Source organism: Myroides indicus (assembly GCF_004364575.1).
GTDB classification, from domain to species: domain Bacteria; phylum Bacteroidota; class Bacteroidia; order Flavobacteriales; family Flavobacteriaceae; genus Flavobacterium; species Flavobacterium indicum_A.
The window spans coordinates 73,597-86,801 of the sequence record NZ_SOAG01000004.1 but is presented as its reverse complement, the minus strand read 5'-3'; the positions used below and the strand labels follow the sequence as shown (position 1 = coordinate 86,801).

The window sequence follows — 13,205 nt, the reverse complement described above, 5'->3', positions numbered from 1 at the left end:
GAAAATACAGAAAAATGAAAAGAACACCACAATATGTAGCGACTCTAGGCATGATGAGCATTTTGTTTTCTTGTCAGATAACGAAGACAACCTACCAAACCGATTATCAACCTCAAGAACTCTTCCGGAGTAATCAAGGCATTGATACTACTTCAAGTGCTACAATTCCTTGGCGTACTTTCTTTCGGGATGAATATTTACAAGGATTGATAGAGGAAGGGTTAACTAATAATTTAGATGTAAAGATGAGCTTGACGCGAATAGAAGCTGCGCGTGCCAACTTATCTCAATCCAAGGCGTCTTTTTTTCCAGATTTGACAGTAGAGGGAACGATGCAAAGAGCGAGAATGTCTTACCCGCAGAGCTTTGGCTTTTTTAAGTACGCTACTTTACATGAAGTTGAGGCAAGTACTACATGGGAATTGGATGTATGGGGAAAACTGGCAAGTGCTAAACGATCAGCATACTACAAATTTTTAAAAACAGAGGTAGCTCAACAGGCAATTCAAACACAATTAATTGCCCAAATTTCGCAATATTACTATCAATTATTAGTGTTAGACAGACAAATTGATATCGTAGAATGTACATTGGAAAACAGGGCTCAAGATGTGCATGCCATGAAGCAATTAAAAGCCTCTACTATAGTTACAGAAGCAGATGTAGTGCAAAGCGAAGTTAATTATTTAGAAGCACAGATTGCACTTCCAGCTATTCAAAAACAACGACAGGAAATAGAAAATGCGTTGAGCGTTTTACTTGGAAGAATACCTGGTGAAATTAAACGTGGAGTACTTGAAATACAGAGTATCCCGAATCAAATAAGCGTTGGTGTGGCTGCAGAATTACTTCAAAATCGTCCCGATGTTCAAATGGAAGAACTTGCTTTAGCTGCCTATTTTGAAGATATTCAAGTAGTTAAAAGATCGTTTTATCCTAATTTAATGCTGACGGCTTCTTTTGGGTATTCAAGTTATCTGTGGAAAGATTGGTTTACACCTACAGGGTTATTTGCGCAATTAACTGGGGGGTTACTCCAACCTATTTTCAATAAAAGACAAAATAAAACCAGACTGGCTTTGACAAAAGCTACCTACCAAGAACAGCTGTATCGCTTTCAGCAAAGTGTGTTACAGGCAGGAAAAGAAGTGTCAAATGCCCTCTATGCTTATCAAATAGCAGAAGAACAACGAGCTTTGCGTCAAGTACAAGTAGAAAAACTCGCGTTAGCCGTGGATTATACTAAAAAACTAATGCTTTATAATCGCACAACAACGTATACAGATGTATTGACTTCTGAACAAGCGTATCTGTATGCAGCACTAGAAATGGCGACAAATGAAGGAGAAAAATGGCAGGCAATAATACAGCTATATCGTTCCCTTGGTGGCGGCTGGAAGGAATAAGCTTTTTTATCTGATTATCTGTATTGTTACAAATTATGGGTAATCAGATAATTGTATCTGTGTTTTCTTTAGTAATTTTATCAAGAATAGTTCTAATATCTGCCAGAAGTAAATTAATGTAATTATCCAGCTTCTTTTGCGAAGTAAAAGTTAGTTGATGATTTTCTAGCTCTTCTAATCTGGGAACGATCGTAATTATTTCGAGTTGTTTAAACATCGGCAGCATTTTGTGTGCAATATTTCCGATGGTTACTATATCAAAATCATCTTTAGCATATTGGATATCCAACAGGTTTTCTTGAGTGCTTTCTACAAAAATAGTCAATAAATTTTGTAAAGCATCTTTGTCATCTCCAATAAACTGTCTTAAAGACCCCGTATTGTATGTTTTGTTTGCTTTAATTTCCTCTGCACCTTTCGGTTGAAGTAATATTTCTTTGGCTTTAAAATCCGGAAATAAGACAGAGGTGATAAGCAAAAGTAATTCAGTAATTTGTATTGGTTTTTGATGGGCAGACACAAAACCGGCTTGTTGATAATCTTCAATCGTCAGATCTCTTTTTCCTGACAGTGCAATGATGGGAATATGCTTGTATTTTTCGTTGTTTTTTAGTAGCTCAATCATTTCAAAACCATCTAATTTAGGCATTTGTATATCGCTCAAAATCAAATCGCAAGGCTTTTCTTCGAGTGTGTTTTCTATTTCGGTCGAATCATTGAGAATAGTTACATTTTTAAATATAGGAACTAAAATTTCTTCCATAAGCTGCAATTGTAACTTATCGTCATCAATTACAATGATAGATTTGTCTTTTAGAATCTTAAAGTTTTCTGTAAAATCTGTTTTGTTAGAAAAACTATTTTCTGATAAATCAGATTCTTTTGCAGGCAATTCAATTGTGAACGTGGAGCCATCCCCCAATTGGCTTTCTACATAAATGGTGCCGTTAAGAAGTTCAATCATTCGTTTGGATATATTTAACCCAAGTCCGGTTCCTCCAAACTTTTTTTCAATTCCTTCGTTGGCTTGTTTAAATTCTTTGAAAATATTATCAATTTGATCTGCTGCAATCCCTATTCCTGTATCGGAAACCTTAATGATGATTTGATCTGACTTTTTGAAAGCGCTAATATACACCCCGCCGTTTTGGGTAAATTTAATAGCATTGGTGATTAAGTTGGTCAGTATCTGTTTAATCCGATACGGATCTGACAAAAAGTGTCGGTTTAAGTCTGGAGCAATTTCCCATTTTAATTTGATTTTCTTGTTTTCTGCGGTTGGTACCAATAAAGAGCAGGTATTTTTAACTAGCTCTTCAAAGTTAAAGGCTTTTTCTTGAATACTTATTTTGTTGTTTTCAAGCTTGGAAAAATCGGTTAAATCATTTACAAGGTTAGTGATGTACTGTGACGACGATTTAATGTTGTTTACGTATTGTTTTTGTTTGTTCTTTAAATCCGTATTATCTAATAAATCGGTAAAACCTATCAGACTGCCTAATGGGGTTTGCAAATCATGGGTAACTGTTGCCAAAAGCATTGTTTTACTGCGAAGCAAAACTTCTTTTTCATCGTTTAGTTTCTCCAGAGCCAATCTGTATTCTTGCGTTTGATTAATGTCTTTTATAATAATCCAGCCCAATATAATAACTACAAGTAAGGCAGATCCTCCAATATAGGCAATATCTATCGAAGCTGTACTAATCCGGGCTTTAGATTCGTTTATTTTTTGATAAGATAGAGTAAGAATATTTTGTTCTACATTTTCAAGTATTTCTCTTAGTTCATTTGTAATATTTTTGTTTTCTAAAAGAAGACGCTGTTCTTGAAGAAAAAGACTCTTTTGTTGCTCATCTATTTTTTTTTGCGCATTTGTGAATATGCGTTCCATTGCGTTGATTAATGAATCTGAAATATCAGGATAATTAACCGTAGTTTTGATGGTATCCGTATTATCACCCTTAAAAAGTCTTGCCCAGGCACTTCTTTTTTCTTTATCTCTGGTTTGAATAACAATAGGTTGAATGTTTTTTTCAATTTCTTCTCTTATATTGTGGACTTCAGAAAAAGCTTGAGTATAATCGTTTTGTGATTCGATTGATTTTCTGGCTTGAATAAGATTTTCAAAACTGCTCTTTTTTTTGTCTAAAAGCTCTTTTACTTTATTTAATTTTTGTACAATTGTTTTATCCTGCACACCGCTTTGAATCATGTCTATTTGTTTTACAACTGTATCTAGTTCTTTGTAATAGATATTAATATCCTTGCGCGAGCCGGTTAAAATAGCATTTCTTCCATAAGCTTCAGACGAGTACAAGCTATTGATAGCACTGCTTACTAAAAATATTTTGTTGTTTTCCTCTACAATGTGCTCTTCTGGGATTGTAAATTTTTTAGCTTCTTTATAAATATAAAATCCCGAAAAAATAACCGCTCCGAACAGAATGATATACAGGAAAAATATTTTTGCTTTTATGGATTTTGAAGGTTTCATAACTAATATTAAACTTTTACGTTTAACAAAAATACAAAAGAACTTTTATTGATGGCAGATTAAAAATATAAACGTAATACACATTTAAATTAATTTTATTATTTAATATATAAAAATAATTCATATATTTATTAAAAATAATGGTATTTAATCTGTTTAAATAGTTTTAGTCTGATTTTATGAGACGGTTTTATTTGTAGAGTTGTTGGTGCTTATAGCTATTGAAAACCAATAACTAATGTTTAATCTTTAATATAGGTAAGTTATGTCTAAGATGGATTTGTTTAGAAAAGATTGGTTAGATGTGGTTTTTGAACATCGGAATAAGCGTTACGGAGCTTATAAATTGAGAATGGAAAGCCCGCGAACAACTACATTCGCTTTTTTTGGCGGGATTGCCCTTTTTGGAGTTTTGTTTTTAGCTCCTTCAGTTTTGTCTTCTTATTTCGAAGATGAAATAGCGATGAATACGGGTACAATAGAATATTTGCCCGAAATTATCGACAAAGAAGTAGAGCTGAAAGATTTGGTTTTGCCTGAAGAAGAGCCAAAAGCAGCAGCGGAAATTCCTGTGGCAATCAAAGAAGAAGCTCCGCCAGCTGCACCAGCGTCTATTGTAGATCAGATAAAATTTTTGACCCCGGATATTGCAAACTCTTCAGAAGTAAAAGAGGAATTACCTCCTCAATCAGTATTTGCGAATGCAAATGTCGGTGCAGAAAATATAAAAGGAAATGTTGAAGGTCAAATTGTAATTAACGGAAATGCTGGAACAAATGTTTTAGGAGAAGATGGCGCTGAAAATACAGAAGATTCTGGGAATGCAATTATACATGCTGTGCAGATAAAGGCAGAACCTATTGGTGGGATGACAAAATTCAGCCGAAGTTTTGTTTCTCGTTTTAAAAATTTAGATTTAGGAATGAATGTAGAAAAAATTCAGGTTATTTTGTCTTTTGTAGTTGAAAAAGATGGTTCGTTAACGGATATAAGAATCTTGCGTGATCCGGGTTACGGAGCAGGAGCAGAAGCTATTCGCGTATTAAAAACGATGCCCAATTGGAAAGCTGCCATGCAGAATGGAAAAAATGTTCGCTCACAGTTTACTTTGCCAATAACAATTCAGGTTAATCATTAATTCAAGATGAAAAAGAGATATTAAAACTCATTTTGATAGAATACTTTAATGTAAAAAAAGTAAAGGAATCAAATAATCGTTTAGACCGGACTTACTAATTTATCATGGACATTGAGTTATGCATAAAGACTTATCTTTGGACTATGAAAAGAATTAGAAAAGCCTACGTACTGCTTTTAAGTAGCAAGCCTTTGAACTGGCTAAGCAAAGAAAGAGCGAGTATCCTCTTTAACTTATATTCAAACATTAAAAAAGGCATATGACTTAGCTGATGGATTGTGTAGAATATATAATCTAAAAATACCAAAACAAGTGGCTATTATATTAAACATTATGTAAATGAATTTGGCGGTCAATGGCTTTACGTGGTGGTACTTGGCTTGATAAGGTAGAATGAAATCTTTTGGCGTATCTTTGTATGATGAATAATTAGTGTATAGCGAAATGAAAGAAAACAAATACGATGAGCCATCGTTTTTTGAGCAATACGGAAAAATGAACCGTTCGTTAAAAGGGCTTGATGGCGCTGGAGAATGGCATACACTAAAACAAATGCTTCCTGACTTTTCGGGTAAGCAGGTGCTTGATTTGGGATGCGGCTACGGATGGCATTGCAGATATGCCGTAGAAAATGGTGCTTTATCTGTAAAAGGTGTTGATATATCCGAAAAGATGCTGCAAAAAGCCAAAAAGATAAATCAATTGGATGGTGTTAGCTATGAGCAGGTTGCGATTGAAGATGCTCAATTTTATACGGAAAGTTTTGATGTGATATTCAGCTCCCTGACTTTTCATTATATTAAGGCATACGATATCCTTATCCGTAAAATATATCAATGGCTTAAACCAAACGGCAATTTTGTCTTTTCTGTCGAACATCCTGTTTTTACAGCAGAAGGCAGTCAGGATTGGATTTATGATGGAACAGGGAATAAGTTGCATTGGGCTGTTGACCGATATTTTAACGAGGATAAAAGGAATACATCATTTTTAGGTAAGAATGTATTAAAATATCACAGAACGGTTAGTACCTACCTGAATGAACTTTTAAAGCAGGGATTTAAAATCATAGAAATTAAAGAACCTATACCTGATGCAGAATTGCTGAAGAATATACCCGAAATGAAAGAAGAATTGCGCCGGCCAATGATGTTGTTAATATCCGTGGAAAAGTAGATGTTTTTTTTATTGCTTTTCTCATCTTTTGTATTTTCTCTTTTTCTTCATACGATTGGTAAAATCCTTTTCTTCGTGCTCTTCGTCCTATGCTTTGGGAATGAGCAAACCATCTAACGCTTCAATCAAACCGCCTTCGTGTTTGTCTATAGTTAAAAAGTCAAACAATTGATGAGGATCTTCTTTAAGAAGATCTGCATCCTTTAATGTAGGTAATGAAGGTTGAGATATAGCAGGTTCTTTGATATTTGGTTTAATATTATTATTCCAATAATCATTAAAGATACTAGCAGAAAGCCCCTTACTCAAACGTGAACCATTCCACAACGTTTTAGAATTGTGGTCAATGAATGTCACACCATAAATACGTCCAGTATTATTTCTTCGAACCACCACGTTAATGCCCTGTTCTCCTAATTGATTTTTAAATCTTAATTCGTCAGATGTTGCTTGTAAAGCAATGGCAACTGCTGATTTTAAAGTCTGTTTGGTCGGATGGTTTTCAAAGCCGTTTTACTATTTTCAAAGTGCAACTCCAAAGTAGTAAGTCCTGCGTTTTTCCCGAACGAAGAAGCTTTAAATTAGTGTCCAGCTCTTTTTCCTTTTGCTTTTCCTTTAATGTTATCCCAAGAATTAGGGGATATTTTTAGTTTTAAAGAAATTTCTGTTCGTTGCCCATTTACCGTTATCCTTGCGTATATAAGGGATGGGACTGTTTTGTTTGAATTAGAAACACGTATAATGAAGTGTATTCCAAATGTGTTTTTTGTTTTCATATCAATCTATTTTAATGTTAACCGAACTGTTTTGATATGGTTTTAAAAAACTACTCACCTGAATAGTACTCAAACAAGACCAAAAAGCACTGAATTAAACTAAAATAAATTGTATTTAATTTATTGAAATACAATTAGTTAAACTTGATTCGGTGAGCTAATTTACCTTTTAAAAATAGCTCACCTAATAGCTCACATTTAGATTGATTTACAATGGATTATTATGATATATTTAAAAATAAAAAAATCCGTAAGTAATTGATACTTACGGATTTAGACACATTCTGATGCCGAAAAAGTCGGGGTGGCAGGATTCGAACCTGCGACCTCCTGGTCCCAAACCAGGCGCGATGACCGGGCTACGCTACACCCCGCTGACCTATTTTGTCTTTGCGAGTGCAAATATAAATACATTTTTCTCTCTAACAAATATTTTTGACAATAAATAAAAATTATTTCCTAATTGAGTTTTTAAATTAAAATCACTTAGGCAGATAGAATAAAAAAAGTATTTTTGTTTACAAATAATAATATTGAATATGTCTAGTATAGAAAGAGTAAAATGTTTGATTATAGGTTCTGGACCTGCCGGGTATACAGCTGCAATATACGCCGCAAGAGCTAATATGAATCCTGTATTATACCAAGGGATGCAGCCAGGAGGACAGTTGACTACTACTAATGATGTTGAAAACTTTCCGGGATATCCTGACGGAGTAACCGGACCCGAAATGATGATGCAGTTTCAGGCGCAAGCTCAACGTTTTGGAACGGAAGTACGTGACGGTTGGGTTACTAAAGTTGACCTTTCTGGTGAAATAAAAAAAATATGGGTTAATGAAACTACTGAAATAGAAGCAGAAACAGTAATTATTTCAACAGGAGCTACAGCAAAATATTTAGGTTTGCCGTCTGAGCAAAAATATTTGCAGGTAGGTGGAGGAGTTTCTGCTTGTGCAGTTTGTGATGGTTTCTTTTACAGAAATCAGGAGGTAGTAATTGTAGGAGCAGGAGATTCTGCTTGCGAAGAAGCACATTATTTGTCTAAGTTGTGTAAAAAAGTAACCATGTTGGTTAGAAGTGATAAATTCAGAGCTTCTAAAATTATGGAAGAACGTGTAAAACAAACACCAAATATTGAGATACTAATGAACACTGAAACTGAAGAAGTTTTGGGTGATGGACAAGTAGTTACAGGAGTAAGAGTGAAAAACAGAATTACGCAGGAATTTAAAGATATTGAAGCAACCGGCTTTTTTGTTGCAATCGGACATAAACCTAATACTGATATTTTTGCAGGACAGCTAACTATGGATGAAACAGGATATTTAATAACAGAAGGAAAGACTTCTATAACTAACATTCCGGGGGTTTTTGCTTGTGGAGACGTTCAGGATAAAGATTACAGACAGGCGATATCTGCCGCAGGTTCGGGATGTATTGCCGCTTTAGATGCCGAGCGCTATTTGGCCTCAAAATAAGATAATAAACTATTTCAAAAGCTGCTAATAAGCGGCTTTTTTGTTGAGGGTAATTTTGATGTACGAAGGCTATATTGTTATCTTTGTAACTGTTAAAACAAATAAATGCTTTTACTTAAAAATATATCATTTAGTTATACTCCAAACGATATCACAATAAAAGATATAGATTGGATAGTTGAAAAAGGAAAAAATGTAGCGCTACTGGGTGAAAGTGGGTGTGGAAAAAGTACTTTGCTAAAGCTCATCTATGGACTTTATGATTTGGATAACGGAGAAATTCTGTGGAATAATAAACAAGTATTAGGTCCGGCACATAATCTGGTTCCGGGAGTAGATAGTATGCGTTATTTGGCACAGGATTTTGACTTAATGCCCTATACAACAGTCGCTGAAAATATAGGAAAATACTTGTCTAATTTTTATCCCAAACAAAAAGAACAACGGATAAATGAATTGCTTCATTTGGTTGATTTAGAAAGTTTTGCCGATATGAAGGTAAAATACCTGAGTGGTGGACAGCAACAGCGGGTAGCTCTTGCACGTGCACTGGCATCCGAACCTGAATTATTACTGTTGGATGAACCTTTTAGTCATATTGATTATTCAAGGAAAAGTACACTTAGAAGAAAAGTATTCTCTTATTTAAAACAAAAAGGAATAAGCTGTATTATAGCTACCCATGACAGTATGGATGTTTTAGGCTTTGCTGATGAAACAATTGTACTCAAAGACGGAAGGATAATAGACGCAGGAGATACACAGGAGGTTTACGAATTTCCCTCTGATGTATATGTAGCTTCGTTATTTGGAGAGGTAAATGAATTGTATATTTCAGATTTTACTCCTGATACAAAAAATGATGAAATATTGTTGTTATATCCCCATCAATTGATGATCTCAAAACAAAAGGGCGTGCTAGAAGTAGAAGTAGAGGAGTGCTATTTTAAGGGAGATGGCTATCTGTTACAAGCCAAATATAAAAACAGCCGCACAATTTACTTTGCTCATCCACTTGAAATAAAACCGGGTGCAAACGTAAAGCTGGCACTAAAAAAATACCAGTAAAATTAGAAAATATATCAGGAAGAAGAGGAAAAGAAGAAAAGACCAGTTCGTTTTGAACCAGTCTTTTATTTTTCATTTATTCTTTTAGATATTTGTCTAAAAACTGCTCTTGCTCCCAAAGTAAGTGCAGTATATTTTCTTTGGCTACATACCCGTGGCTTTCCTTAGATAAAATAACCATACGCACTGGTGCTCCCAATCCCTTTAACGCTTGAAAATAGCGCTCGGTTTGCAGGGTAAAAGTCCCGGGGTTATTATCTGCCTCTCCGTGAACTAGCAGCATCGGCGTTTTCATTTTGTCTGCATTCATGAATGGAGACATGGTATTGTACACATCAGGTACTTCCCAGTAGTTGCGCTGCTCGGTTTGAAAACCAAAAGGAGTTAAAGTACGGTTATAAGCACCGCTTCGGGCAATACCTACCTTAAATAAATCGGAATGAGTTAAAAGATTAGCGGTCATGAATGCACCGTATGAATGTCCGCCTACACCTACTTTTGTGCGATCAATGTACCCTAAAGCATCAACTGCATCAATAGCAGCTCTTCCGTTTGCTACTAATTGGGTAATATAAGTATCATTAGGTTCTTCTTCTCCTTCACCTACAATCGGAAAAGCCGCATCGTCTAAAACAGCATACCCTTTGGCAACCCAGTACACAAAAGAACCGTAATACGGAAATGTAAATTCATTGGGATTTGAAGTTACCTGCCCGGCGCTGTTTTTATCTTTATATTCTGTAGGGTAAGCCCAGATTAATAAAGGCAGTTTTTCTGTTTTTGTTTTTCTATTGTAATCAGCTGGCAGATAAAGCGTTCCTGAAAGCTCTAATCCGTCTTCTCGTTTGTATTTGATTACTTCTTTATACACGCCGTTTAAACTTTCGAAAGGATTTTTGTTAAACGTAATTTGCTGTAATCCTTTTTTGCTTTTGATATTTCTAAAATAGTAATTAGGGTACTCTGTTGGTGACTGGATAGAGACTAAAACGATTCCTTTTTTTATATCTTCTATTGATTGGATCGTTTCTTTTTTATCTATATAAGCAGATTGATATAATCTTTTTGTTTTTAAAGTTCTTACATCAAATTCATCAATGAAAGGAAATTGTCCTTTTTCTGAGTATCCATCACCTATTAAATACATTTTATTGTTATCAATAGCTAACACATAGCGACCATAATCATTTCGTTTAGTTTCAAAATTTCCCGGATCACTGTATACATCCTGAAAATTTCTGTCCTCAATTTTTGTAGGAGTACCATTAAACTTTGAAGGATTAATTAAAAATGACCTGATATTCCGGGTGTCATACCACTGGTCTTTAATGATGGCTATATCGTTATTTCCCCAAATAACTCCTCCAAACCGTTGAGTCAGTTTTACTATTGGTTTTGGTTTATTGTTAAAAGGAGCATCCCAAGTATAGACTTCGTCCCTGTATTCGGCTTCACGAGCAGGATCTCCTCCGTCCAATGCTTCTGTAAAATATAAACTGGCAGGTAAATCAGCTCTCCACGCCATATTTCTTTTACCTTCTCTGACAGCCATAAACCCCTTAGGCATAATTTCGTTTAAAGCAATGTTATTTACTTCCTTTACCAGATTTCCCTTGTTGTCATAAACGTTGGTCAGCATAGGAAACCGGCTAAGCGGAACTAAGTATGAAAATGGCTTTTGTAAAGTTGTAATCATTAGATATTCACCATCGGGAGAAAAAGTTTCGCTCGCATACATTGCTGCTTTTTTAAATAGGGTTTTATTTCCTTTTAAATCAAAAGAATATAATTCAGATGTTACCAAAGTTTCAAAATTAGCTTCATCTGTTTTATTTTTTAGCAAATCCTGATAAGTTCTGTTTTGAGATACAACACCTTCTTCTCCAACGGATACTATAGGACCGTTAGGAAGTTGTTTTTTTGTGTCGATGAGTGCAGGGCGGTTTGCGGGAATTACATTTGCTAAAATATGCTGGCTGTCTTTAAACCACGTGATGGGATTGCCCAGGTTAGCATTTAAAACAGCATCGGATAGCTGAATTGCCTGTGCGCTTTTGATATCTACTATCCAAAGTTCTACTCCAGTGGAAGCTGTATTTGTAAAAGCAATTTTAGATTGATCCGGAGACCAGGTCAGATAGGTGATTCTTGCATTTTCAGGCAGTCCTTTAACTTGAATTTCGTCGCGATCCTTTACTTTTCTCACCTTCAAATTATTAATGTAAGTAATTGTACTGGAAATATTGGTGTTTATATCTATGCGTAAACCTCCTAATCTCATTTCTTCCAGATTAAGATCTTGAAGTGTTTTGTAGGTACTGCGATAACTCAATAACATGTATTCCATTTTATCATCAATGGTTACTGAGGGGGCTCTCTCAAATTCAGCTAATTGCAAAATTTCGGGAGAGGGCTTTTGATAGGTTATGTTTTCTTGTGCGTACATAGAAGTAATCAAAAAAAGAGATAACAAAGTAGTTTTTAAAATTCTCATTATAAATTAACTTAGTTTAAAAAAGCAAGATAATATATTTTTTGGCACTGGGAGGGAGTTTACTCGTTTTGTGAATATTTTAATTTTTTGAAAAATTATTTTTATAATGTATTTTTGTTTGTAGTATATAAAAATTCACAAAATGTTTAGATCTCAAATCTCAGGTCTGGGGTATTACGTACCTGAAAATGTTGTTACTAATCACGATCTTGCTAAAATTATGGATACTAATGACGAGTGGATTGTAGAAAGGACAGGTATTCACGAAAGAAGACATACTAAACTACAAGAAGATACAACGTCTGGTATGGGAGTAAAAGCTTCTATAATTGCGATGAAGAGAGCAGGAGTAGAGGCTAAAGATATTGATTTTGTTGTATTTGCTACACTTAGTCCGGATTATTATTTCCCGGGTCCGGGTGTTTTATTGCAGAGAGAATTAGGATTAAATACTGTGGGGGCATTAGATATCAGAAACCAGTGTTCAGGATTTATATATGCATTGTCCATTGCTGATCAGTATATTAAGACCGGAATGTATAAAAATATCTTAGTAGTGGGGTCTGAGGTTCATTCAGCGGGACTCGATATGACAACGAGAGGAAGAAATGTTTCTGTGATTTTTGGCGATGGAGCCGGAGCTGCAGTAGTGTCTCGATCAACAGATGAAACATCAGGAATTTTGTCGACCCATTTACATTCCGAAGGAGAACACGCTGAAGAATTGGCTTTAATTGCTCCGGGGATGGGAGGACGTTGGGTAACGGATATTCTAAAAGATAACAATCCCGATGACTTGAGTTATATGCCTTATATGAACGGTCAATATGTGTTTAAAAATGCAGTATTGCGTTTTAGCGAAGTAATTCAGGAGGGGTTGGAAGCTAACGGTTTACAAGTTTCGGATATAGACATGTTAATTCCCCATCAGGCAAATTTGCGGATTTCGCAGTTTATTCAGCAAAAATTTGCTTTAAGAGATGATCAGGTTTTTAATAATATTCAAAAATACGGTAACACAACAGCTGCTTCTATACCGATTGCTTTGACAGAAGCATGGGAGCAAGGAAAGATTAAAAAAAGCGATTTGGTAGTTCTGGCTGCTTTTGGAAGTGGATTTACTTGGGGAAGTGTTGTATTACGCTGGTAATTTGCAGTAAAAAGGTTAATAA

General features: G+C 35.1%; 10 protein-coding genes and 1 tRNA gene. 6 read left to right on the top strand and 5 right to left on the bottom strand.

The features are described 5' to 3' along the window. The first annotated feature begins 14 nt into the window (after positions 1-14). Positions 15-1,406, top strand: a complete 1,392-nt coding sequence (locus C8P70_RS02625; RefSeq protein WP_133711801.1) for an efflux transporter outer membrane subunit — start codon at positions 15-17, stop codon at positions 1,404-1,406. Positions 1,407-1,449: 43 nt separating this feature from the next. Here the strand turns inward: C8P70_RS02625 and C8P70_RS02620 are convergent, their stop codons facing one another. Continuing rightward, positions 1,450-3,900 (bottom strand): ATP-binding protein, encoded by a 2,451-nt coding sequence (locus C8P70_RS02620; RefSeq protein ID WP_133711800.1) that lies wholly within the window; start codon positions 3,898-3,900, stop codon positions 1,450-1,452. A 265-nt stretch (positions 3,901-4,165) separates the two neighbouring features. Between C8P70_RS02620 and C8P70_RS02615 the strand changes: the two genes are divergently transcribed. Together C8P70_RS02615 and C8P70_RS02610 are read left to right on the top strand one after the other, a co-directional pair. Beyond that, entirely contained in the window at positions 4,166-5,038 is an 873-nt protein-coding gene (locus C8P70_RS02615) for an energy transducer TonB (RefSeq protein WP_133711799.1), read from the top strand. Between the two features lie 444 nt (positions 5,039-5,482). Beyond that, positions 5,483-6,214 carry a class I SAM-dependent methyltransferase gene (locus tag C8P70_RS02610; RefSeq protein ID WP_133711798.1) on the top strand — a complete coding sequence of 244 codons (732 nt, stop codon included), beginning with the start codon at positions 5,483-5,485 and terminating at the stop codon, positions 6,212-6,214. Between the two features lie 87 nt (positions 6,215-6,301). On the opposite strand, the gene C8P70_RS13950 is transcribed toward C8P70_RS02610, so the two are convergent. From C8P70_RS13950 to C8P70_RS02600, 3 genes are all read right to left on the bottom strand, one after another. Next, complete coding sequence (locus C8P70_RS13950; RefSeq protein WP_166666162.1) at positions 6,302-6,571, bottom strand: hypothetical protein; 270 nt, start codon at positions 6,569-6,571, stop codon at positions 6,302-6,304. Positions 6,572-6,795: 224 nt separating this feature from the next. Further along, positions 6,796-6,990 (bottom strand): Arm DNA-binding domain-containing protein, encoded by a 195-nt coding sequence (locus C8P70_RS13760; RefSeq protein ID WP_243832648.1) that lies wholly within the window; start codon positions 6,988-6,990, stop codon positions 6,796-6,798. Between the two features lie 299 nt (positions 6,991-7,289). Beyond that, positions 7,290-7,364: transfer RNA gene (locus C8P70_RS02600), tRNA-Pro, on the bottom strand. A 165-nt stretch (positions 7,365-7,529) separates the two neighbouring features. Here C8P70_RS02600 and trxB point away from each other — a divergent pair. Continuing rightward, a complete protein-coding gene (trxB, locus tag C8P70_RS02595) occupies positions 7,530-8,471 on the top strand; it encodes a thioredoxin-disulfide reductase (RefSeq protein WP_133711797.1) in 942 nt (313 codons plus the stop codon). A gap of 105 nt (positions 8,472-8,576) precedes the next feature. Then, positions 8,577-9,539, top strand: coding sequence for an ABC transporter ATP-binding protein (locus C8P70_RS02590; protein WP_133711796.1), 963 nt, complete (start codon positions 8,577-8,579; stop codon positions 9,537-9,539). A gap of 76 nt (positions 9,540-9,615) precedes the next feature. Here C8P70_RS02590 and C8P70_RS02585 read toward each other — a convergent pair whose 3' ends face one another. Next, positions 9,616-12,033, bottom strand: a complete 2,418-nt coding sequence (locus C8P70_RS02585) for an alpha/beta hydrolase family protein (RefSeq protein WP_133711795.1) — start codon at positions 12,031-12,033, stop codon at positions 9,616-9,618. A 142-nt stretch (positions 12,034-12,175) separates the two neighbouring features. Here C8P70_RS02585 and C8P70_RS02580 point away from each other — a divergent pair, with 142 nt between their 5' ends. Further along, positions 12,176-13,183, top strand: a complete 1,008-nt coding sequence (locus tag C8P70_RS02580; RefSeq protein ID WP_133711794.1) for a 3-oxoacyl-ACP synthase III family protein — start codon at positions 12,176-12,178, stop codon at positions 13,181-13,183. Positions 13,184-13,205 lie beyond the last annotated feature (22 nt).